This window comes from Methanocella conradii HZ254, assembly GCF_000251105.1.
GTDB lineage: Archaea > Halobacteriota > Methanocellia > Methanocellales > Methanocellaceae > Methanocella > Methanocella conradii.
This window is the reverse complement of record NC_017034.1, coordinates 1,939,155-1,961,972: the sequence shown is the minus strand read 5'-3', so window position 1 is coordinate 1,961,972 and position 22,818 is coordinate 1,939,155. Positions and strand designations below refer to the sequence as shown.

At 53.0% G+C, this 22,818-nt stretch carries 25 protein-coding genes; 9 read left to right on the top strand and 16 right to left on the bottom strand.

What is annotated here, in order from left to right; genetic code table 11:
• Window positions 1-8: 8 nt before the first annotated feature.
• Together MTC_RS10290 and MTC_RS10285 are read right to left on the bottom strand one after the other, a co-directional pair.
• Window positions 9-413, bottom strand: coding sequence for a zinc ribbon domain-containing protein (locus tag MTC_RS10290; RefSeq protein ID WP_014406634.1), 405 nt, complete (start codon window positions 411-413; stop codon window positions 9-11).
• A 121-nt stretch (window positions 414-534) separates the two neighbouring features.
• Entirely contained in the window at window positions 535-951 is a 417-nt protein-coding gene (locus MTC_RS10285) for a zinc ribbon domain-containing protein (RefSeq protein ID WP_014406633.1), read from the bottom strand.
• Between the two features lie 120 nt (window positions 952-1,071).
• Here MTC_RS10285 and MTC_RS10280 point away from each other — a divergent pair, with 120 nt between their 5' ends.
• The gene (locus MTC_RS10280) at window positions 1,072-1,905 is read left to right on the top strand and encodes an alpha/beta fold hydrolase (RefSeq protein WP_014406632.1); all 834 of its coding nucleotides are present in this window, start codon (window positions 1,072-1,074) and stop codon (window positions 1,903-1,905) included.
• A 26-nt stretch (window positions 1,906-1,931) separates the two neighbouring features.
• On the opposite strand, the gene MTC_RS10275 is transcribed toward MTC_RS10280, so the two are convergent.
• Together MTC_RS10275 and MTC_RS10270 are read right to left on the bottom strand one after the other, a co-directional pair.
• Window positions 1,932-2,276: a hypothetical protein gene (locus MTC_RS10275; protein WP_014406631.1), complete on the bottom strand. Its 345-nt coding sequence runs from the start codon at window positions 2,274-2,276 to the stop codon at window positions 1,932-1,934.
• A gap of 127 nt (window positions 2,277-2,403) precedes the next feature.
• Entirely contained in the window at window positions 2,404-2,760 is a 357-nt protein-coding gene (locus MTC_RS10270) for a hypothetical protein (RefSeq protein WP_014406630.1), read from the bottom strand.
• 175 nt (window positions 2,761-2,935) lie between these two features.
• On the opposite strand from MTC_RS10270, the gene MTC_RS10265 reads away from it, so the two are divergent.
• The 3 genes from MTC_RS10265 to MTC_RS10255 all read left to right on the top strand — a co-directional run bounded on the left by MTC_RS10265 (window position 2,936) and on the right by MTC_RS10255 (window position 4,916).
• A complete protein-coding gene (locus MTC_RS10265) occupies window positions 2,936-3,355 on the top strand; it encodes a ferritin-like domain-containing protein (protein ID WP_014406629.1) in 420 nt (139 codons plus the stop codon).
• A gap of 42 nt (window positions 3,356-3,397) precedes the next feature.
• Window positions 3,398-3,916 (top strand): hypothetical protein, encoded by a 519-nt coding sequence (locus tag MTC_RS10260; protein WP_014406628.1) that lies wholly within the window; start codon window positions 3,398-3,400, stop codon window positions 3,914-3,916.
• 70 nt (window positions 3,917-3,986) lie between these two features.
• Window positions 3,987-4,916, top strand: a complete 930-nt coding sequence (locus MTC_RS10255; protein WP_014406627.1) for a hypothetical protein — start codon at window positions 3,987-3,989, stop codon at window positions 4,914-4,916.
• A 393-nt stretch (window positions 4,917-5,309) separates the two neighbouring features.
• On the opposite strand, the gene MTC_RS10250 is transcribed toward MTC_RS10255, so the two are convergent.
• From MTC_RS10250 to iorA, 4 genes are all read right to left on the bottom strand, one after another.
• Window positions 5,310-6,632, bottom strand: a complete 1,323-nt coding sequence (locus MTC_RS10250) for a phenylacetate--CoA ligase family protein (protein WP_014406626.1) — start codon at window positions 6,630-6,632, stop codon at window positions 5,310-5,312.
• Between the two features lie 54 nt (window positions 6,633-6,686).
• A complete protein-coding gene (locus MTC_RS10245) occupies window positions 6,687-7,784 on the bottom strand; it encodes a PAS domain-containing sensor histidine kinase (protein WP_014406625.1) in 1,098 nt (365 codons plus the stop codon).
• 64 nt (window positions 7,785-7,848) lie between these two features.
• Complete coding sequence (locus tag MTC_RS10240; protein WP_014406624.1) at window positions 7,849-8,424, bottom strand: indolepyruvate oxidoreductase subunit beta; 576 nt, start codon at window positions 8,422-8,424, stop codon at window positions 7,849-7,851.
• A gap of 1 nt (window position 8,425) precedes the next feature.
• A complete protein-coding gene (iorA, locus tag MTC_RS10235) occupies window positions 8,426-10,189 on the bottom strand; it encodes an indolepyruvate ferredoxin oxidoreductase subunit alpha (RefSeq protein ID WP_014406623.1) in 1,764 nt (587 codons plus the stop codon).
• A 147-nt stretch (window positions 10,190-10,336) separates the two neighbouring features.
• Here iorA and MTC_RS10230 point away from each other — a divergent pair, with 147 nt between their 5' ends.
• Window positions 10,337-11,017 carry a DUF116 domain-containing protein gene (locus tag MTC_RS10230; protein ID WP_014406622.1) on the top strand — a complete coding sequence of 227 codons (681 nt, stop codon included), beginning with the start codon at window positions 10,337-10,339 and terminating at the stop codon, window positions 11,015-11,017.
• 97 nt (window positions 11,018-11,114) lie between these two features.
• Here the strand turns inward: MTC_RS10230 and MTC_RS10225 are convergent, their stop codons facing one another.
• The 6 genes from MTC_RS10225 to MTC_RS10200 all read right to left on the bottom strand — a co-directional run bounded on the left by MTC_RS10225 (window position 11,115) and on the right by MTC_RS10200 (window position 16,584).
• Window positions 11,115-11,516, bottom strand: coding sequence for a GxxExxY protein (locus MTC_RS10225; protein ID WP_014406621.1), 402 nt, complete (start codon window positions 11,514-11,516; stop codon window positions 11,115-11,117).
• Between the two features lie 146 nt (window positions 11,517-11,662).
• Window positions 11,663-11,998: a hypothetical protein gene (locus MTC_RS10220; protein WP_014406620.1), complete on the bottom strand. Its 336-nt coding sequence runs from the start codon at window positions 11,996-11,998 to the stop codon at window positions 11,663-11,665.
• Window positions 11,999-12,091: 93 nt separating this feature from the next.
• A complete protein-coding gene (locus tag MTC_RS10215) occupies window positions 12,092-13,933 on the bottom strand; it encodes a hypothetical protein (protein WP_014406619.1) in 1,842 nt (613 codons plus the stop codon).
• Between the two features lie 111 nt (window positions 13,934-14,044).
• Complete coding sequence (locus tag MTC_RS10210; RefSeq protein ID WP_014406618.1) at window positions 14,045-15,229, bottom strand: ABC transporter permease; 1,185 nt, start codon at window positions 15,227-15,229, stop codon at window positions 14,045-14,047.
• Between the two features lie 4 nt (window positions 15,230-15,233).
• Window positions 15,234-16,250: an ABC transporter ATP-binding protein gene (locus tag MTC_RS10205; protein ID WP_014406617.1), complete on the bottom strand. Its 1,017-nt coding sequence runs from the start codon at window positions 16,248-16,250 to the stop codon at window positions 15,234-15,236.
• Complete coding sequence (locus MTC_RS10200) at window positions 16,228-16,584, bottom strand: PadR family transcriptional regulator (protein ID WP_014406616.1); 357 nt, start codon at window positions 16,582-16,584, stop codon at window positions 16,228-16,230. The genes MTC_RS10205 and MTC_RS10200 overlap by 23 nt, the downstream gene beginning before the upstream one ends.
• A 167-nt stretch (window positions 16,585-16,751) precedes the next feature.
• On the opposite strand from MTC_RS10200, the gene MTC_RS10195 reads away from it, so the two are divergent.
• Window positions 16,752-17,804, top strand: a complete 1,053-nt coding sequence (locus MTC_RS10195) for a sensor histidine kinase (protein ID WP_014406615.1) — start codon at window positions 16,752-16,754, stop codon at window positions 17,802-17,804.
• On the opposite strand, the gene MTC_RS10190 is transcribed toward MTC_RS10195, so the two are convergent.
• Together MTC_RS10190 and MTC_RS12705 are read right to left on the bottom strand one after the other, a co-directional pair.
• Entirely contained in the window at window positions 17,796-18,509 is a 714-nt protein-coding gene (locus MTC_RS10190; protein ID WP_237705899.1) for a winged helix-turn-helix transcriptional regulator, read from the bottom strand. The two genes, MTC_RS10195 and MTC_RS10190, sit on opposite strands and share 9 nt — an antisense overlap.
• Window positions 18,510-18,526: 17 nt before the next feature.
• Complete coding sequence (locus MTC_RS12705) at window positions 18,527-19,273, bottom strand: hypothetical protein (protein WP_014406613.1); 747 nt, start codon at window positions 19,271-19,273, stop codon at window positions 18,527-18,529.
• 150 nt (window positions 19,274-19,423) lie between these two features.
• On the opposite strand from MTC_RS12705, the gene MTC_RS10180 reads away from it, so the two are divergent.
• The 3 genes from MTC_RS10180 to MTC_RS10170 are packed head-to-tail and all read left to right on the top strand — an operon-like array spanning window position 19,424 to window position 22,807.
• On the top strand, window positions 19,424-20,368 hold the full coding sequence (locus MTC_RS10180) for an ABC transporter ATP-binding protein (RefSeq protein ID WP_014406612.1): 945 nt from the start codon (window positions 19,424-19,426) through the stop codon (window positions 20,366-20,368).
• On the top strand, window positions 20,331-21,404 hold the full coding sequence (locus MTC_RS10175; protein WP_014406611.1) for an ABC transporter permease subunit: 1,074 nt from the start codon (window positions 20,331-20,333) through the stop codon (window positions 21,402-21,404). Before MTC_RS10180 ends, MTC_RS10175 begins: the two co-directional genes overlap by 38 nt.
• Window positions 21,401-22,807, top strand: a complete 1,407-nt coding sequence (locus MTC_RS10170) for a COG1470 family protein (RefSeq protein WP_014406610.1) — start codon at window positions 21,401-21,403, stop codon at window positions 22,805-22,807. Before MTC_RS10175 ends, MTC_RS10170 begins: the two co-directional genes overlap by 4 nt.
• Window positions 22,808-22,818: the final 11 nt, after the last annotated feature.

Genomic DNA, 22,818 nt, shown 5'->3' with positions numbered 1-22,818 from the left:
TACCCTCTTTAACGTTGTGGCCGTCCGCAGACAGGGCAAAATTCCGCCTTTTCATCCATGAGGCCTCCACAATACCTACACCTTACCTTGATGACCTCTTTGACGATGGCCCCCTCCATTCCATCTTCAGACATTTTGGCTATCATCTCATTCATGAGCCGGACGAGATTTTCCATTTCATCGTTAAACGTAAAGTTAAAAGGATAATAGGCGCTCTGGGGGACGCCCTTCTCCCTATACTTTATGGTCATCTTGCCAGCTATGAAAAAGTTAGCCTTCTTAAAATCGATGCCGAAGATGTCCCTGAGCTTGATGACCCGCATCGGGGCCAACGGCATCTGGACGCGCACCTCATCTTCGTAGAGCTCGACGTATTGTGCCATCATCTCGACTTTTGCCAGCAATTCGGACATTTTTCATGACCACGCTAAGCATAGTTTACGATTACATCATAGTTTAATTTTACCATCGCCACGGAATCGATGTTCTAAGTATTAAGAAAGAAATAGTGTATCATTAAATATCTTATAGTAGCTATCGCTTTGGGGTGCCACATCCAGGGCAGATGAGCATTTCAGGCGAAATCATCGAAGAGCAGTACGGGCACTGCACCATGCCGCCCGCATCGTCTGCCATCTGCAAGAACTCGATGGCCTCCTTGTTGCCATAAACGTACGCGAGCCTCTCTATCATAATGGCCACCAGCGACTCAACACACCGGCCCACGAGAAAGTTGAAGGGCAAGTACACCTTTTTTAGCGTGTCATTCTCCCTGTATACGACGACCAGCTTCCCGGCGAGGAAAAACCATGCCCTGCGGAACTCCAGGTCCACTATATCCTTAAGCGGTATGACATGCTTCCTGGCCATCAATAGCTGTATCCTGAGCTCATCCTCATACAGCTCTATGGATTGTGCGACCATATCAACCTTCGCTAAAAGTTCAGACATCTGCTACCACTATAGACATTATTTTACAATGTGCATTGATTAAAATAACAAATGGTTATAACGGCTTTGCGAGCACTTTTCATGGAAAAAAGCTAATACGAGTAGGCCAATTTTATACTCATGTTTTGCGATGTCGGCGGCGTGAATTTATATTATGAAATATATGGAGAAGGTACCCCCGTCTTAATGCTCCACGGCTATGGCATCGACCATAACGTCATGGAAGGCTGCATGGAGCCTATATTTAATGGTAGGGCCGGGTATAAGCGTATCTATGTTGACCTGCCGGGGATGGGGAGGTCGGAGGCTCCCGAATGGCTGGAGAACACCGACCAGGTGCTTGGCATCATCTTAAAATTCGTCGAGAATGCCGTGCACGGAAATTTTCTGCTGGCGGGCGAGTCGTATGGAGGCTACCTTGCGCGCGGGATGGTGCAAAGGATGCCCGACCGGATTGATGGCGTCCTTTTGATATGCCCCGTGATCGTGGGCGAGCGGTCAAGGCGGCAGCTTCCGCCCAGGACCGTGTTCGTCAGGGATGAGGGGCTGCTGGCAAGCATAAGCCCTGAGGAGAGAAAGTTTTTCGAGCGCATGCTAATATTGCAGGATGAAAGGCGCTGGGAGCGGTTCCAGAAAGACGTACTTCCTGGTCGACGCCTTGAAAACAAAAAATTTTTAGAGAAGCTGAAAAAGCACGGCTATGAGTGCTCATACGATGTCGATAAGCTAGAAAGGCCCTTTGACAGGCCGTCGCTGATATTGGCCGGCAGGCAGGACGCATCGGTAGGTTACAGGGATGCACTGAGGCTCATCGACGTTTATTCCAGGAGCACGTTCGCCATACTCGACAGGGCGGGGCATGGGCTTGAAGTAGAGCAGGAGGGCGTTTTCAATTGCCTTGCGAATGAATGGCTTGATAGGGTGGAAGAGCACAGGGCTTCTGGTAAATTTTGAACGTTAAATAAAAAATAGGGCTGTTTTTACATCCCCTTTGCTAAAGGCACATTGATTTGGCTGCCATAGCCGACCCCTTTGCCCAGCCCCAGGTTAATGCCGCCGTAGCCGGGCAAGCCTAGCCCTGGATAGCCATATCCTGCGCCAGGGAACCCGTAGCCATACGCCCCCGGATATCCGAACTGTCCCTGCCCAAAGCCGGGGAATCCCCATCCCCCAAGGCCAGAGGCCCAAAACCCGCCAAAGCCTGGAGACCCAAACCCGCCAAAGCCAGCGCCCATCCCAGGCCACCATGCAAAGGCAGGCGCCGAGGCCAGCGAAACTGCCAGCAGGCCTACTGCTATCGCAAAAAACGCTTTTGCCGTCTTCATAACTCCACCTCCCCTTTAGCGTCTGGATTTAAGGGTTAAAAACATTGTCTGGCTAAAAAGCGGGAACTCACCTTTTTGAACCGCTAAAATGCGCAACCTCCCCATGCATACAGGCTACGCCTTGGCGTTACAAGAAGCCCATAGATGGCACCGGGGAGAATCCCACGCTGAACCAGGGATACGAGAACTGCATGCTCTCCTGCTGGTTAAAGTACTTTACGTTGCCGAATACGCTGACCTGCTGCGACGTCTGGGTAATAGTGGGAAATGAAGCCCATGCCATGTCAATTCTCGCAGGGAATGATATATCGGTGAACTCGAAATCGTTCGAGAAGCCGAACTGCGACTCAAAGCTGGTAAGCGAGCTATTATGTAAAAGCGTAGGGAACCCCCATGACATTGGCGTCAAAGAACAATGAGCCGATTGTGCCATGATGCTAAAGGCTAATATGACAAGGGTAATCATCATCAGCTTTTTAAACATAATACTACCCTCCTCCAGCCATAGTATATCATAGCTTTAATCTAATATATTATTGATTTTTATAACGATTTAACCTCCTTAAAGGATGATTTTATTTAATTTATTCGTAGATTAATATTATAAACTCGGGAATCGACTGATAGATATTGGCATTGTATAGAGAGGCGAAGGATCGATGTCATCAAAGGAGCTATTGGATTTACTTAATAAGGCTGTTGCGCGGGAACTGCAGGTGTCCATCCAATACATGTGGCAGCACGTCCAGTGGTCCGGCGTGAAAGGCTATGCGGTTCATGACGAATTCAAGAGCATTGGCATCGTCGAGATGAAGCATGCCGAGAAGATCGCCGAAAGGCTCTTTTATCTAGGGGGTAAGCCGACGACGGAGCCGGCCCCTATTACGGTAGGCGAAAACCTGAAGGACATGCTCAAAGAGGACATCAAAGCAGAAGAGACTGCCATAAACCTGTATAAGGAGATAATCGAGGTAGCGGAAAAAAAAGGGGACGTAACGACCGCCCACCTCTTCAGGGGAATCCTGGAGCAGGAAGAAGAGCATCACGACGTATTTACAACGCTCATCGAAGATGCGTGAAGCTTCATTATTTAACGTTTATTTTATATGGGATTGACCCATATGCCATTCATCGATGGCCTGCTTAAGCTGATGGGGCTAACGACGACGATGATAATCGCCTCTATCATGCTATTCTTCATGCTCTTTTTCGCATACGGGCTTGCATCAGGCTTTACTCATGACATGCAAAGGGCGGCCGATGCCCAGGCAAGGCTCCATGAGGCGCAAGATGACTATAACTATAAGCTTGAGCTTGTAAAGGAGCAGACCCAGCGTATAGATATGTACTATGCGGCCAAGTCCAGCACTTCGATGTCAGAGCTCGAGTTCAGGTCATGGCTGGGGACCATCAGGGCGCTGACGGAAGAGTTCGTTGCCCGTGAGAATAACGCCATCGAGGCCGGCCGTGCCTACATGAGCCTCCTTCCGCCGGATAGCGCCGAGCATGAGAGGGTTCTCCAAAATGAGGCGACCTGTAGGGAAGACGTCAAAAAAGTCATAGAAACCTATAACGGAAACGTGTATATCTATAACAAGCAATACGGTACTAAATACGGTACGATATCCTATTTTTCCTGAGCTAGCTGAGTCGATTGCTTGCATATAGCGGCAAATCTGTTTTATAATTGTTACCCCATTATATTGTATCATGGAATCGCTTCTCGAGATGACCCGTGGAGCTGAGAACCCGATTAAACCCTTTGGGGAGATAGACGTTCTTTTATACTATGGCACGATAGCTCCCTATCTGGTAGGCTATTTGCGAGATAGGGAGATAGCCTCTAAGATATGGCTACCCGGCGCTGGCAGTCGCATGCTGCTCAAGAGGGGCTCGAAGGATAAGCCATTGTATATTGAAGATATGGCCGAGGGCATCACGCCGGAACTAGTAGAGATGCGCCAGAGGGTCAAGGAGCTCAAGGAGGCGAGGCCGCTCATCACTGAAAAACAGGCCACTATATGGGGCTACTTCGTGCCCCGGAAGCTCGCGGATTTCTTTTATGCCACCAATAGAGAGGGCGAAGGCAAGGATATTGATAGGGCCTTTTTTGACATCGATAGGGGAAAAGGGATAAGCGCCAGGGACTCTCTCCACGTTACTAAGCTGTTTATTGACGAGGTTCAAAATGATGAGGGGATTAACGAGTACATTAAAGGAGAGCCGTATATTTCGTGGACTGGCTTTTCTTTTCATGTGTTGTTCGAGCTGAAGCGCCCGCAGCCTGCTAGCTTTTTTGATAGGTGCCTTAGCGTATCGGCAGTTAAAGCGCTGGATACCCCGGCTAGCAAGTGGGTCGAGCGCGTCAAGAAAAGGGCAAGGGTCCCAGTCGTGGGCGGACATGTAAAGGCAAGCGGGGCGATAAGCATCGATCCGTCCCAGACGCCTTCCGGCAAGCTTTGCAGGGTCCCCCTTGGATCGCTTCACATGAAGGACGCGAAAACGGTTAACGGCGTGTCAGTGCCTCTCACCCTGGACATGCTGGATGAAAGCATCGTCGATGAGCTCGAGTCCTATACGCCCAGAAAGGTATTGGACCATCTGCCAGAGCTCGCAAAAAGGCTTCCCTCACGGCATTAACGATTAAACTTACAAAAAAGAAAATTTTTTCCAATTGTGTTTTCGTGTTCCCATGCCACATGCCACCACATAGACCTACATGCCAGATGTGAACCGCATAAGGAAAAAAGAATAAGAGAAGCCATGTAAGCGCACCGCCAAACATTTATTCAACCCGTTGATGAACCGTTTGGCGCAGGCGTAAAGTATGTAAAGCGTGTTTTTAAGAATAAGCAATGATCGGGTAGATGGTTTTTCTTTTTCTAGAGGCTAATGGGGCTTCGCTTTGCTACGCCCCCCTTCAGCCTTAGAAGTAGAAGACACGCTACAAAACCATCCATATTTGAGCAGTCTTTCAGAGGACGCAGCAGGTTGCCAGCGCATGCAGCATATCTGAGGCGTAGGCGGTATCGGCTATTTCCTCTGGTCGATAAGCCTCCTGGTCTTTTTCTCCTGGCGGGGCAGCGTCCCCACGGGCACGAAAACGAGCTCGGGCTTAAGGCCCATAAGCGTGGACGTTAATTCCCTCAGCAACTCGTCACGAATCTTAAGAAGCTCCTTGGTGGTCCCGTTTGCCTCGACCTTGATCTGAAGGTGATCCATGGAGCCAAACTCGTTACGGTACGCAAAGGCATACCACTCGGGGCCGACCTGCGGGTATTTCATTAAGGCCGACTCTATCTGGCCTGGAAAGACGTTGACGCCCCTCACTATGACCATGTCGTCCGTGCGGCCGTTCACACGGTCTATAAGCCTGTGGGTCATGCCACATGAACACTCGCCAAGCAAACGGCTTAAATCCCTGGTCTTATACCTTAATAGGGGCATGCCTTCCTTTGTAATGGGGGTAAGGACTATCTCGCCGCGCTCGCCCTCCGAGCACGGCTCGCCGTTCTTGTCAAGCACCTCAAGGATGAAATGGTCCTCCCATATGTGAATGCCCTCATGCTCCTGGCAATCCTGGCCGATGCCAGGGCCAAACATCTCGGACATGCCATAGATGTCAAAGGCCTCGAAGCCGAATATGCCCTCGATCTTGTCCCGCATGCCATCAGACCAGTGCTCTGCCCCGAAGATGCCAACCCTCAACCCGAGGCTCTTAGGGTCGATGCCAAGCTCCCCGCACACCTCGGCAATCCTTAGCGAGTAAGTCACCGTCCCTCCAAGGACCGTGGTCCCGAAGTCCTGCATCATCTCGATCTGCTTGCGAGTGTCGCCCGGCCCCATCGGGATGACCATGCAGCCAAGCTCCTCACCGCCATAGTGGAATCCCAGGCCGCCAGTAAACAACCCGTAGCCAGGCGTGACTTGGAACACGTCGTCCCTCGTGACGCCTGCAATCCTCAGGCAGCGGGCGAACATCTGAGCCCACGTCCTTATGTCATTCTTCGTGTAAAAGACCACCGTCGGCTTCCCCGTCGTGCCGGACGAGGCGTGCATCCTCACTATCTCGTTGCGAGGGACTGACAGGAGGCCGTACGGGTAATTATCCCTGAGGTCGGTCTTCTCCGTAAACGGGATCTTACGAATGTCCTCGACACCCCTGATGTCATCTGGCCTGACGCCAGCCTCGTCGAACTTTCTTCGGTAAAATGCGTTATTCTCGTAAACCCTCTTTACGGTAGCCCGCAGCCTCTTACCCTGCAGCTCCTCAAGCTCTTTCCGGGGCGTGAACAGCACGTCGCTCATAGTGCTGCCAGTATTGGCGCTGCCTAAAAATGAAGATTGTGCGTCCACTTCAGGCCTCCTATGTACAAAGATATACATAGTTGTGCCTGAAACATATTAAGCTTACCCGTCGAACAGCGGGAGCATGACGACGAGCCTCGCGCCCTTAGTATGGTCGCCAGGTACCCGGTCCTCCACCCATACTTTACCCTTGTATTCCTCCACCAGCGTCCGAACGATGTAGAGGCCCAGTCCCCTGGCCCGCGGCCTAACGCCCTCCTGCCTGAAACGCTCGAATATGCTCTTCTTCATCTCGTCAGGTATGCCCGGGCCATTATCCTCGATGTCTACCCTGCAATACTTTTTATCCCCCTCGCTCACCAGCCTCTGGATTATATTGACGGTCAAAGGCTTTTTAGGGTCGGAGTGCTTCACCGCGTTGCCCACAAGGTTCAAAAAGACCTCATGCAACAGCTCGTTGGCTAACACGTAGCACTCCGGGGTGGGTCGGTAGTTGATCGTGACCTCCCTGCCAGGCACCCTGGAGTACTGCTTTTTCACTTCCAGCAGCACCGAGCATATGTCCACCGGCTCGCCAGGCGCTTCCACTGACTCTATCCTTTGAAGCGTCCTGACGTTACGGATGATGGAGGTCGTGTACTCCAGGGCCATCAGCGGCCTTTCGAGAAGCGTCTTATCCGTTATCTTCCCCTCGGTTCTCAGGTGGTCGATGGCTAGCTCTAAGTAGCCTATTCCCACCTGGTTCATGTTGTTTATGTCATGGGTCAATATATCCAGGTAAAGGTCTGTTGAGGCCTTCGACCTTTTTAGCGCCTTCTCGCTCTCCTTGCGCTGCGTGATGTCTGATATAAACGAGTAATAGTAATGCTCCGCCTGCCTGTCTGGATAATAGATGTGTACGAAGACTTCAACCGGTAGCTTGGACCCGTCTTTTCTTATGAGGTCTTCATCGTGGTGGTAAGCCTTTTCGCCCTTATAGAGGCCGTCCATCGCATGGATTATGCTATCTTTAGATTCCGGCGTGGTGAAATCCATTGGCCATAGCATGCCGCTTGTCTCGTCCCCGGCGTACCCGGTCATTTCGAAGAACTGCGGGTTTGCCGTCAATATCCGCCCGTCCCGGTACCACGCTACGAACGCCACCGCCCCCATGTTTATCGCGTCCGCCGCGAACCTGCCAAGCTCATGTAACTGTTTCATGGACCAATGCTTATTTCCATTTGTTGAATAAAAATGCTGGCCTAAAAAATAACAAAAAGGTAGCCTAGGCTTCACGGCCCAGGTCAAACGCCCGGAGGTTAACCGCAACTGTCTTTGGCGGCACCGACCTTGCTATTGCCTCTTTCAGCGTATCGGCCCTGACGGGCAGGTATTTAGACACGGCCCCAATCATGGCCACGTTTAGCGCCTGCACCGCCCCAGCCTTTTTCGCCAGCGCCGTATAGTTCTCAGCTTTAACCCCTGAGCACAGGCCTTTCATCGTATCTATGATAATGTCTACTTCAGGGTATTGTACCTTGCCGAGGCTCACCGTCACCGGCACTATCTTCTCGGTGTTTATGATTGCTATTCCTTTTGGGCTCAGGTAGCGGGCGAAGCGGAGGGCCTCCAGCGGCTCCATGCTCAGCAGGCAGTCGGCGCCACCGGCAGGTATGAGGCTTCCATATTTACAGCCAATGCGGACGTGGTTCTCCACGGCGCCGCCGCGCTGGGCCATGCCATGCGTCTCGGCAGACCTCACGGGCCGGCCCTCAAGGACAGCGGCCTTGCCTATTATATCAGAGGCCAGGATGACGCCCTGGCCACCCACGCCCACTATAAGGAGGTCAAACCTGTCCATATCACGCACCTCTCGCCTTTATGGCGCCGAACTGGCATAATTTCATGCACACTCCACAGCCGGCACAGGAATCGTTGATGAAAGCCTTACCACCCCTGACCTCCATCGCCGGGCACCCGTACTTTATGCATCGCTTGCAGCCCTCGCACAGGTCCTCGATTACCTCGTACTGCTGCCGGCGGATGCCCATCCGCTTTGACGTGATGACGCACGGCTGCCGTGAGATGATGACCTTCACGCCCTCAGAATTGTAGGCTTTCCTGAAGGCAGCCTTCGAGGATTCGAGGTCATATGGGTCTATGGCCTGCATCGACTGCACGCCACAGGCCTTGACCACGGCCTCGAGCGATATCTCGGTGGACGGCTCGCCAAGTATGGTCTCTCCCGTCGCCGGGTGGGGCTGGTGGCCCGTCATGCCCGTCGTCCGGTTATCGAGTATCACCACGGTGATGTCGGCCTTGTTATAAACGGCGTTGATGAGGCCCGGGATGCCCGTGTGCAAGAACGTCGAGTCGCCGATGGTGCATGCGATTTTATTCTTAAGGCCTGAAAAGCTCAGCCCCGATGCGATGGTAATGCTGGCGCCCATGCACAGGCAGGTGTCGACCGCCCCGAGCTGGGTGCCAAGGGTGTAGCAGCCTATATCGCTTGCGAATATCGACTCGTCCTTGAACACGCTCTTCATCGCATAGAAGGTGGCGCGGTGGGGGCATCCTGCGCACATGACCGGCGGCCTTGCAGGCAATTCAAAATCAAGCCTTACCTCACGGTTCTCTAAAAGCGGCCTCCCTGCAGCCCTCCTGATCATGTTTGCCACGAGCAAAGGATCAAACTCGCCCTCGTGGGGCACGTCCCCGGTCATCTTCCCCATCACGTCGTCCGCATACATCCTGACCTGCTCCTCCACGAACGGCGTGAGCTCTTCGACGACCAGTATGCGCTCCACGCTATCAGCCAGCCTCTTAATCAAAGAAGGGTCAATTGGGTAGGCGCCTATCTTAAGGTAAGACACGGGCACGCCCAGCGTTTCCAGCGCCTCCTCGACGTATGCGCTGGCGACCCCGGAGGCGACTATGCCCAGCCTGGCATTATCCCTTAAATCAAGGCGATTCCAGGGAGAGCTTGCCAGTTCCCCCCTCATAGCCTCCTGCTTGGCGTTCAACTTTTTAAGCAAAACGCGGGTATGCTTCGGCAGCACCACGTATCGCTCTACATCCTTTTTAAACTCTATTTTTTTCGGGCGGGGAAGAACCTCGTGAACCTCCACATCCGACTTGGCGTGGGCTATCCTCGTGGTCGGCCTCAAAAGGACGGGTATCTGATGCTTCTCCGAGAAAGCGTAGGCGTAGGCCACCATATCCTTGGCTTCCTGGGGCGACTGGGGGTCGAAGCACGGGACCTTGGCAAACTTGGCGTAGACGCGGCTATCCTGCTCGTTCTGGGACGAGTGGCAGGACGGGTCATCCGCTGAAATGAGAATCAATCCCCCGTTGACGCCGGCGTGCGAAAGCGTCATGAACGGGTCCGCGGCGACGTTAAGGCCGACGTGCTTCATAGTGCAGACGGACCGCGCCCCTGCCCATGACGCGCCAATGGCCACTTCAAGGGCGACTTTCTCGTTCACAGACCACTCGATGTGAAACCTGCCCCGTGCATGCGGGGCCAGCGAAGCCAGGACCTCCGAAGATGGCGTCCCGGGGTAGCCAACCGCGACGTCTATACCGCTTTCCAGAAGGCCTCGCGCTATGGCTTCGTTGCCTAACATGTACTCTTTACTCACTGCGGCACCTTCTCAGATAAATCGAAACGCAACGTATATAAACTTAAAGGGATGGCAGGCGGACAAGCGATTCACCGCCTTCCCCTTCTGCTCGGAAGGTATTTAAGTTTACCCGTAATCTTAAACATTTTGATGGCTGTCCTCGAAAATGTTTTATCGGCGCTCTACTGGCTATCCACTATCCTTGGAGCGCTATTGCTGATACTCCTTTTCCTCTCAACCATCATAGTCATCGCCATAACCGTCCTGCTCGCCTACTCGTTCAAGACTGGCAACATACTGTTCCCGAACCACCTCATACTGGGCATCATGTTTTTCGAGGGGCCGATAAAGGCTGTCATGCGGTTCTTCCACGTGGACGACACTGCAATAGACAGGATCAGCGTCGATTTGCAGAACAGGGCCATGTGGGCTACGTTCAGCAAGGTACCGTTCGAGCAACGGGCGATATTCATCCCCCAATGCCTGCGGTCTGTCGAATGCCCGGCCCGGCTGTCCCCGGAAGGCATTAAATGCAAGGAATGCGGCCGGTGCGGGATCGCAAACGCCAAAAAAGCGGCCGAAAAGCTTGGCTACATGTTCTTCGTGGTGCCCGGCTCCAGCTTTATCATCCGAATGGTCAGGAAATACCATCCTAAGGCCATCATCGGCGTCGGGTGCCTCATCGAGGTCAAGGATGGGCTCGACCTCATGCATAAATCTAAGATCCCCGCCATCGGCGTAGTGCTGGAGCGGTCGGGCTGCGTGAACACAATCCTGGACTGGGACAGGTTTTTCGAGGTCATGGAGGCATACGAGGACGGAGACGCCTAGCATATCGATTCCATTCACCACAAGGAACACAAAAAACACTACTTTTTTCACCACAAGGTACACGAGGAGACACAAAGTACACTACTTTTTAAAGAATTTATAGTATGATTCTCTTAACGCCGTTGTTTAGTGATGTGGTATTAAAATTTATTAGTAGGGCAAGCCTACATCCGCTCAATTTAAGGTAGGTTAGAACCTGGGCTACATGGACTGGCAGTATGGCTTCTATTGACTTGATAACTATAAGGCACTGGTTAACTAGAAGGTCTATTCTGAGGCTTGATTTTAATCGAATATTATCATAGAATATTGGCAGCATAACCTGGCATTCTACTATTGCGCCCTTTTTCATCAATTCATAGCTCAAGCCTTCGTATACGCTTTCCAGTAACCCGGGCCCACGGCCCGTGTGCACAGCATATGCTGCGTCTATTACTAGTGAAGCTGTTTTTTCTACTTTTTCAGGTATGGGCTCATAACTACGACTTGTACTATCCAAACTAACACTGCTCCAACAAGACTAATTATCATAACAATGAAAATAAGTATTATAAAAAATTAATCGTGTACTTAGTGTCTCCTTTGTGTACCTTGTGGTGAAAAGGCTAGACGCCAATGAAGAATCACACTACTCGTTGTCCACCGTCAGGGCACGTCGTAGTTACCGATGCCATGCGCCAGGACCGCGAACATCTGGTTAACCGGGGATGCCTTCATGCTCGGCGTCCAGGTATCGGTTAGCAGCCTCGGCTTGAAGTGTGCGCTCAGGCTACCCCCATGTAATAGCTGGTAGCTCGTGGGCGCGAAAATAACCGGGGCATTGCCGGCCTCTGAAGGCGATATCTGGTTGAACCCCGCGTTGCTCAACGATAGCGTGGGGGCGCTGAACATGCTAAAGCTCGGGCCCATGATGGTCGAGCCCGTCGAAATGATCAATATGCTCGCAAGCAATGCTGCTATATGCATCCCTATTAATCTCATGGCTACCCTCACCTCTCTAAATAGATACTGAGTATAGGTCTATTAAATGGTAAGCCAATTTTTTGGTGTAATTTTCTTTAAAAGAGCGATGGACTAGCGGGCTCCACTGACGTCATGGTGGCCCTGCTCTGGCACCACATTGCCGGCGCCGTCCACCTCCTCGGGCGGAAGCTCCGCTATGGGGTAATCCTCGGCTTCCCCGCGTTTTTCGGGTAGGTCCACGATGTTGAAGATGCCGTGGCCCTCATCGAGGTCATAGACGCAGGCGTAGTCAAGCAAAGTCTGACTCAGGTCCTTAGCTGCCACTATTTCCTGTAGCTGCAGCATTGCAGTGTTCAGGTTGTTCACGTCCGCGTCCTCTCTGTATATTAAAATTAGCTCTTTCATGGGCGCATACACGATGACCCGGTCGCCCATGTCTACCTTCAAGGCGTCCAGCAGGCCCTTAACGAAGCCTGGGTGTACCATGATATCGCAGGCGTTATTGCTTAAGGCGCCCACGATGACGTCAGCGCCGAACTTGCCGACGTGAGCCTCGACGTTTATGCGCAGGCTGTTAAGCTCCTCCTCGAACAGCTCATCTAAATCCTTACGCTCTATGAGCCACTCGGCCAGGTCCGTCTTCTTTACAGGGTTCACATGCTCGCCGCACGCTATATTGTATACCACCACGGCGTTATCCCTCTCCTCATAGACGAGGTCGAATGCGTCTTTCGTCGACTTGAGCCATGTCGCCGGCTCGATGGACTTGAGGATGAACGCCTGCCTGCCACACTTGCAGACGGGCTGAAACTTTTCATTTTTGCTCAGCTCTGCCCTCAGGCTTGCTACCATCTCCCTGATGCCACCTTTTGGCAACGGCCCATAGGGGTCTATCTTCACGGATTCGCCCGTGCGGGGGTTGATGACCTCCAGCATGTCATGGTTAATCGAAAAGTCATATGAGGGGAGATCCCTGCGCAGGGATTTATACAGCGACTCGGCCGACTGGATCTTATTGACTGCAACGTCCACCTTTTCGTCCACCGCCTCCTGGAGCGACTTGCCCCTGTATGCCGCGGACTTGACTATGTCCTTGAATGAGAACGACACTCTAAACGGCTTTTTATCTATGCGGCAAACGTCATCTTTTATGATATAGTCTATGCCCTCTCGCTTAAGGGTGTTTTCGGCCAGCTTACGCGCCATCTGGGCGTCTATTACTGCCGAGGCGTCTATGCGGCCTCTCCTTATGTCCTCCACGAACTCCGGCATCCACTCCCTGTAAGAGTCCTCGTACTGCTCACGCTCGCCGTCCATCTCTCCCAGCCTGACGACTACAGCAGAGCTTCCCGGCCAGCTCGGGCCGAGCATCTCGCGCATCGTCACGTCCTGGTGGGGGATGTCGCCTGGCACGGCCGCGATGACATAGCCTTTTTCGACGTCGTACACCTGTATGCTCTTCGTCTCCCGCACCGTGCTTAGCATGTGCTTCCAGGCCTCCCGTACGCTCAAGACGTGCCCGAACATCCGGTACATGTACCGGAAATCCATGACGTTGTCGAGCGGCTCGCGGACGCCATTCAAATCCATGCGATAAAAGGAGACGAACTCGCTATCCCTGGTTAGCTCAGCCTGCAGGTCCAGGCCCGCGTCCGAGAAAAAGTGGCTATACTGGGCTATGACTATGTTCTTATAGTCGAGCCTGTTGCCGCAGACGCATGTATGGGTCTCGAAACGGTAGCCCGAGATGGCGTGGAGGAAGCTATCCATGCTCAGAGAGTGGAAAAATAGGGGCTTCATCACCGTGTTATTATGCGAACACCTTGGGCAATAAAACGTGATTATGACGCCATCATAGTATTTTTTATCGTTGATAGCGTAAAGCCTCGCCTCTACGAGCTTTTCTACGTATTTAGGGTTAAGGCCCGGCTCACCCTGCTCAGGTACCGTCATAGCTAACAAAGGTTATAACGTAATCATATACTATAATCTTTTTTCTCAGTAAAAAAACATTAGGTTTGGCACTCTTTTTAAAAAAGAAGAAAAAAGAGAAAAAATAGGTTTTTATGGCGTCATCGACTTCCTGAATACGGGGATGGCTATGGCCAGCATGATAGCCCCGAAGACCAGCAGTATGGCGACTTCGGGTAACACGTCCACGAGCCCTGCATTTAGTATCATCACCTTACGCATGGCGCTTACCGCGTACGTCAGGGGCAGTAGCTTTGATAGGCCTTGCATGAACCATGGCATCTGCTGGATGGGGAAGAACACGCCGGTCAGGAACATCATGGGGAACTGGAGCACGGTCATGAAGATCATGGCGGTCTCCTCGTTGTCCGCCATTGAGGTGAGCAGTATGCCCAGGCCTATAAAGCTGAATATGCCCAGGAAGAGGAGGGCGAAGGCTAAAAGTATATTCCCCTGGATGGTGACGCCGAACACCAGTATGGCTATTATGAGGACTATGATGCCCTGGACGAAGCCCCTCACCGTCTGGGCGATGGTCTTGCCCATGATGATGGACATCTCGCTGACCGGCGCGGCCAGGATTCCGTCGAACGTGCCGATCTCCTTTTCATGCGATATCGCCCTCGGTATGCCTGTCATCGCCCCCATCATGACTATCATCATGAGCAGTCCGGGGGCTATGAAGTCGAAATAGGTCAGATCGCCCGGGACGGTCCCCTGTATGTCCGCTTTGTAAGGCGCTATGACCGCAGCAGGGTTCACCGTCTGGTTCGCCTTCACGCTCAGCATCTGCACTTCCATGGCAGCCCTTTGCGCCCCGAGCATGCTTATAGCCTGGGACCCGATGCCCTGCATGACCATCGATACCTGGGGGATGCTGTTATCCGAAAGCACGGTGATGTTCGCCTGCTTCCCCTGTGACAGGCTATCTGAGAAGCCCTGAGGTATGACTATCGCGCCATACGCCTGGCCTCGGGTTATCAAAGTCTTGGCATTTTCCAGGCTCGCGGCGTCCTTGAACTCCATCATATTTGTCTTTTCATTCATCGCCTGTAGCTGCCCTATGAGCTGCTGGCTCGCCTGGCTATTGTCAAGGTCCACGAGCGCTACCGGTATGTCCTTATAGGCGTTTTCCGTCGGGAATATGTAGCCAGTCATTATGAGCATGAAGAAGGGCATCAGGAATAAAAAGATAAGGCCGATGCGGTTGCGCTCGAACTCGAGTAGGTCTTTTATGGCGATGCGGTAGCTATCCTGTATGCCTTTAACCAATCCCATGCTATCACCTCGCTCTCGCCCGCGGAGCCCATGGGCCGTGCCGCCTTCTCATTGAGGGCTTCTCGTTTGCCTGGTCGCGCATCGCCTTGCCGGTGACCGATAAGAACACGTCCTCCAGGGTTGGCTCGCTCGTGTTAATCATCGTTATATTCCCCCCTTCACGCCGGATCGTATCTATGATCTGGTCGAGGCCTTCGCTGCCCTTCGCGCTAATCTTAAGGTCGTACGCGTCGGCCTGGTCCAGGGCTGCCACGCAGTCAAGCTTTCTGACCTTTTCCACCAGCGATGGGGTAAGGTTTGGTATCCTCACGCTGAATACTGTCATTTCCGCGTCCTTCACGAGCTTCTTAAGGTTTGCAGGCGTGTCAAGCGCCACTATCCTGCCGTGGTCTATGATGGCCACCCTTTCGCTAAGCGTCTCCGCCTCGAGCATCGCGTGCGTCGTGAGGATGACGGTAGTGCCATTCTTGTTGATGTCCCTTATGATTTGCCTTATTGAGAGGGTGGTCTGGGGGTCGAGGCCGAGCGTGGGCTCGTCCATGAAGATTATCTTCGGCTCGGTGAGCAATGCCCTTATGACGTTAATACGCTGCTTCATGCCCGTCGAGAACGTCCCTATCTGGGCGTCCTTCCACCGGTACATGTCCACGAGCTTTAGCAGCTCGTCTATCCTCTCCTCGAGCCTTCGCTTTGGCATTCCATAGAGATTGCCGAAGAAACGCAGGTTCTCCGCGGCGGTGAGCCTCTCATACATGATCATCTTCTCGGAGACGAGGCCTATGCTCGCCCTGACCTTGTCCGGTTCCTTTAAAAGGTCGTAGCCTGCGACCTTTGCTTCCCCTGCGGTTGGCCTGGCAAGCGTGCAGAGCATCCTTATCGTGGTGCTCTTTCCCGCGCCATTCGGCCCCAGGAATCCGAATATTTCCTTTTCATTGACGTCGAACGATACGTTATCGACCGCAACAAAGTCCCCGAACTTTTTCGTGAGGCCACGGACCTCAATCGCATGGCTTTCCGTCATCGCTTTCCTCCGTAGTGTCCTCGAAAATCGCGTTTATCTCCCTGGCGAGCTCTCTGCGCCGTTGGTCTATGTACTTTAGCGCTTCTTTTCCTTCTTCGGTGATCGTGTATACTTTTTTCCTGTCGATCTCCTCCATCCTTATGTATCCTTTTGATTCCAGGAAGTCGAGCGCCGGGTAGATTGACCCCGGGCTTGGCACCCAGTGCCCCATCGTCTTTGACTCTATCTCATTGATGATATCATACCCGTGAATGGGCCGCTCGCTGATGATCTTCAGGACGAGCATCTTCAGGAAGCCCTTTCTCATCTCCTTGCTCAACATGTTGTCTTTCATATGGCATTTCCAAATATATCGATATTCGATATATCGGCTCCAGATATATCGGATAGCGATAGTATAAATAGTTTTGGCTATAGCCGATTTAAAAAAAGCTATACAAAGATTAAAATACAGGAAGGTTAATATTAATCATCATATTTCATGGTGAGTGCTTGGGAGAGATGACGTGCAAGGGCTATGGAGATGGCCAGCAAGGGCTATTAGATAACATGCCGGCCGGGATAATCATAGCAGACAGGCACATGAAAGTGGCCGCGTTCAACAATGCCTGGTCGGAGATTTGCCGGGAGTGCATGGGCAAGAAAATGGAGCGTGGCGCGGACATCTCAGCCTCAATGGATGAGGAGGTAGCTAAGATGCTCGCCCAGGCAATACATGGCAAAAAGGCAGAGGCGTCTTGCCACCAGCTTGAAAAGGCAAAAGACAGGTATTTCGACCTCATCGCCGTGCCCGTGATGGGCGGCGGCGCAATGCTCATGGCTGTCGAGTCAACAAAGCGCTGCCAGGAAATGAAGGCGCTTGAGGCCGCGAAGTCGGAGGTAGAGTTCTACGTCGACCTCATGAGCCATGACATAAGGAACTTCAACCAGGTGACAATGGGCTACATCGAGCTTTTACAGTTATCCGGGGCGCTTAGCGACGTGGAGAGGGCATACCTTGAGAAGGCCCGGAAGGGCGTCATTGACAGCAATAAGCTTATCGACAACATAAAGAAGGTACGCCTCATCCGACAGTTCGCTGGCAAGAAGCTCGCCAGGATGGACCTGTGCCGGATTCTCGTGGAGGACTCCAGAGAGGTGGGGGGTGTCTTTCCGAAGGCCAGGATTTCCCTTGGCTTTGATGCGAAGGAGCCGCGATACATAATGGCCGATGAGTACGTCCACGAGATATTTCGCCACATAATGGAGAACGCCGTTAAGTATGACCCGCACCCCGAGAAGCTCATCGACGTCACGCTCAAGCCGGTGAAAAGGGATGGCAGGGATTACTGGTCTGTCGCCATCGCCGACCATGGCACGGGCATACCTGACGAGAAAAAGAGCGCGATCTTCGAGCGCATGAGCAGGACGACCAGGGGCGCGGGCGTGGGCCTATCCATCGTCAGCGTCATAGTAGGCAAGTATGGCGGCCGCATATACGTGGAGGACAGGGTGAAAGGAGACCCCTCGCAGGGCAGCGTTTTTACCGTGGAGCTGCCCAGAGGCTCAGAATGATAGCCCCCTTAACAGCTTTTCCACGCCAGGCTCGAGGAAGTACTTCTTGTACCTCCCGTCCTGCTCGAACCTGACCAGGCTATCGTTGAGGAACCGCTCCAGGTGCCAGTGGACGCTGCTCTTATCCAGCTTGAACCTTTCGGAGAGCCTGCCGTTGGTCACGCCTGGCTCCTCCATGATGGCGCACAGCAAGCTCTTGCTGGTCTCGTTCTTCATGTATGACAGCACGACCTTCTCGAGCTCGCTATTTGCCCTCGAGCTGTTGAACAGCCTTGTAAACTTCCCCATCCTCCTTAATGTGATCTTGCCCTCGGATTCGAGCATCTGCACATGGTACTTTACCGTCCCGCTTTTCATGTTATGCGCGCTGGATATCTCCGACTGCGTGCAGCCCGGGTTTCTCAACACGTAATTGAATATGTTAAGCCTATTCCTGTTTTCAAGGACGTTTTGCATCCTGCCAATTATGAATGGTGTGGCAAGAAGGAAGATTGCTACTAGTAGCGTATCAAGGATGCCAGCCACCTTTACCCATAGGGGTAGCTGCCAGAACGAGACGACGGGCACGCTCGCCGCTGGCTGTGGCCCCTCAGAGCTGCCGGGCTTTACCGTGTACTGGCCAGGGCCGTTGAATGAGGGGGCTATCGCCGGCAATAACAATAAAAAAGCTAACAACAAGATGGCAGCAGCCATTAATGCCTTCATGCCTAACCGCATATCAATTACCAGACCCTCAAGTAATATTCGTCCTTGCCCGTCACGCTTATGCCCATCACCTTGAAGGACCAGGCTCCGGCGGCGACTCCTGCCTGGTTATCGACTTCCAGGCTGATCCGCCCATCGGATTTGCCATCCGAGCCATCGTAGTATGGGCCTAATATGTGTCCATCGGGCGTATAAATCATCAGCCTCAAATCGTCCGCTGGATTATTCCATTTCAAATCCACGCTTAAAGACGTACTCGAGTACACGTGGGCCTGGTGCCAGACGGTCTGGCCCGTCGTGATGACGTTATCATACCCTAAGGCTGCGGAACAATCGCTTTCAACGCTTCCGTTCGTTAAGGCCAGCTCGCTATCGAGGGTAAAGTAGGGGACCTCCGAGCCATTCGTATAGGCCACGCTCGTCCGGTAGCTCTCTAAAAATGGCTTACCGGGCACGGGGCCATGCCGGTAAAACTTGACCGGGAACGCTCGCTGTATATCGCTTCCCGCCTCCCTCACGATCATCCTGCCCTGGACGTATGCGCCATCCGTGCCTGGCTCAACGTGAAGCCCATGAGGGTTCCACATTGCCTGGGGCTGGCCCTCGCCGCTCGAAAGGTCTAGTATTACTACCGTGTGCTTTGGGGGCTTCCCGATAAAAATGCCGCCATTAGGCGACTGCCCCATCGCAGAGCCCATCGAGCCAACGGTAAGCGATATCACCATTAATAATAGCACTACAGCAATGCCACACTTTTTAAGCATTTATACCATAGAAAAAGGAAATTCAAGCACTATTTATACGTTATGGCCGAATCATCAAACTGTGCCATGATAGTTGGACGATTTGGCGAGAAATGATTTATAAGCGCTGGCTCAATGCATCGAATGCGGCCTCATAAGGAGGTGAACCGCATGATAAAGACGGAAAACTTGACGAAGGTTTACGATGGCGTTAAGGCGGTGGACTCGCTCAGCCTCCACGTCGAGAAGGGGGATGTTTTCGGGTTCCTCGGCCCTAACGGCTCGGGCAAGACCACGACGATGGGCATGATGATAGGCGAGATAGAGCCCACGTCCGGCCAGTGCCTCATCAAGGGCATCGACGTGCTCAGGCATCCGCTGGACGTGAAGAAAATTATTGGATATATGCCGGATGGCCTCGGATTCTACGAGAACCTCAACGCCCGGCAAAACCTGAAGTTTTTCTCACAGTTCTACGACATACCCGCCGATAAGGCCGAAAAGCGGATAACTGAGCTTTTGGAGTACGTGGGCCTTGCGGGAGTGGATAAGAAGACTGAGGGCTACTCCAGGGGCATGAAGCAGCGCCTCGGCATAGCCCAGGCGCTCATAAACGACCCCGAGGTGATCTTCATGGACGAGCCTACGAACGGCCTCGACCCCCAGGGCGTGATGCAGGTCAGGAATATAATTAAAGACCTGTCGTCCCAGGGCAAGACGATATTTTTCTCCAGCCACATACTCGAAGAGGTCCGGCAGGTCTGCCGGACTATCGGGATAATCAGCAAGGGGAGGCTTATAGCCCAGGGCACGCTCGACGAGGTTCGTCACAAAATGCAAAAGGAGGACTTTGTGACCATCGTCGTAAAGGCTCCAGGCACCGTGCCCACGATATCCAGCCCTGATATCATCGATGCTTCGTACGATAATGGCACGGCCGTAATACGCGCGAGGTCGGATATCAGGGATGAGATATCCGACCAGCTTACACGTAACGGGGTGTGCATAAGGGAGCTTAGCATCAGGGAAAAGACGCTCGAAGAAGTATTCTTACAAACCGTGTACGGAGGCGCACGAGATGAGGCCAGAGGTCATAGTGGCGGCGAAAGAGTTTAAGGATTACTTGACCAGCAAGAGGTTCCTGCTGATATTCGGCGTGTTGCTCCTCATAAGCATGGCGGCGATAATCGCCGGGATAAGCTCGTATAACAGCCAGCTTGCAACCTATAACGAGCAAAAGAGCATGCTGTCGGCCATGAACTCGACCGCAGCGGCCAGGTTCCAGCCGCAGATGCCATCCATGCTGCTCGTTTTCGAGAGCTTCAGCTCTAGCTTCATCACGGTTGGATGGCTTCTCGCCATAGCGATAGGGTTCGACCTCATCTCTAAGGAGAAGGAGACCGGCTCGCTGAAATTATTGCTGGCGCGACCGACGTACCGGGACTCGATCGTCAATGGCAAGATACTTGGCTCGGCCTCGATACTCGTGGTGTCGCTTGCGGCCACTTTCCTTGTGGCGCTTGCCATACTGCTCTTCGCGGGCATCGTGCCGTCGGGGGATGACCTATTAAGGATGACCCTGTTCTTCCTCATGGTCATACTCTTTAGCCTCACGTTCCTGGCAATAGCCATAGCGGCATCGGCCATAGCAAAGAACTCCACGATGTCCATACTACTGGCCATAGGCTTCGTCGTGTTCAGCCTGCTCCTCCCAAGTTTCATGAGCTCCATATGCGATATCGTGCTGGGGGAGGCGCCGACGATGGTCATTCCTGCAACGGGGAGCTCGGCATCGGCCACCTCATCGCAGGTCATCTCTAGGATAGGGAACGAGACGGCGAGGATGCAGATGGAGATAAACCCAGAGTACACGAGCTACTGGAATACCAGAAATCAGATAACGGAGATGGTGTGCCTGCTATCCCCGACTTATGACCTGCAGGGCATATCCCGCGTAGTCGTGAGCGGCCAGCAGAGTCCCGTCTCGACCTCGGTATCAGGGCAATTCCAGTTCAGGGAGATGGGCATGAGCTCGCCGTCGCTGGGCTCGACGCTTCCATCAATACTGCCGCAGGTAGTGGCGCTGCTCGTCATCTCTATGGCGGGCTTCGCAATATCTTATGCGAAATTCGTAAGGATGGACGTTAGATGAAGGCGAGTATAGTACCATTAGTAGCGATCTGCATCATAGCGGGGGGCTGCATAGCCCCCGCGCTGGCGAGTACATATTCCTCGGCCTATAACGGCTGGGTTGAAAGCGGGAAGACCATAACGGTGGGCAACTACTTCGTGACGTTCAGCATATCTAATGGGTCTCCCACCGCTCACGTAACTGTGCAGAGCCCTGATTACACGACAGAGGAGCGGAACATACCAGAGGGCAATTCATACTACTATTATAATGCCCTACGCATCTACGTGGCTAACGTGACCGGCTCGCAGGCGCTCGTAGACATATCCAGGGCCATCTCCTCGGGAAGCTCTTCGGCTGGCACGAAGGTCTGGTGTGATACGCCAGGCTTGAACGCACTGGCCGGGGACGAGGTCGCCTTTCCGATAACCATACAGAATAACGGCGAAGACGACGCGACCTATAGCCTATCCGCTTCGAGCGATACGGGGTGGAGCACGACCTACATGTATAATGGAAAAGACGTATATGAGATATATGTGCCTGCATCGCAGTCAAGGGCTGTCACGCTTGCCGTCCAGACGCCATACACCGCCAGCATTGGCGAAAAGACTATCACGGCAAACATAGGGTCCAGCAGTCTGGACTTGCATGTTTACATAACCAGCGTCAACCAGTCGGTGGAATTTTCCGCGAAGGTGAACTCGATCATAGCGTCGATAGGCGACAAGATATACTATGACGTGACCCTGAATAACCTACAGTCAAAAGAGAACAACTATGGGCTTTCAGTCACGGGCCTGCCTGATAACTGGTATTACAGGTACGTGGAGACGCGCGGCAGCACGAGTGAGCTGGCGGAGGCGGTCGTGCCCGCAGAATCTGCCAAGAGCCTGGTGCTAGAGATCGTGCCTCCCTATAGCGTTAGCGAGGGAACCTACAATTTCACGGCCGTGGTGACCACGCCCGATAACGTGACGATATCGAAAGACCTTACCCTGAGGCTCAAGGCCAGCTCGAGCATGACCATGACCTCGGACAAGCTCGCATATACGGCCAGCCCCGGGCAGACGTTCGAGATAAACGTCTACGTCACGAATAGTGGCACGGGGAGCGCGCTGACCAATGTCTATCCTGAGATAAGCGCGCCCAGCGGATGGGTTGTCAGCTCATCGCCTGGCACGGTTAACAGCATCAAGGCCGGCGAGACCCAGAAGTTCGTGATCAGCGTTCAGCCCCCCGGCAATATCGTGGCGAGCGACTACGAGGTGACCGTCACGATGACGAGCGACCAGGCCCAGAAGTCGAGCGATTACAGGATAACCATAGCGACGAGCTCGTACATGCCCTATATTGGCGGCGGCATCATTATCGCCGTGCTCGTGGGCCTCGCCTTCCTGTATAAAAAATATGGACGTAGATAACCATACCCTTT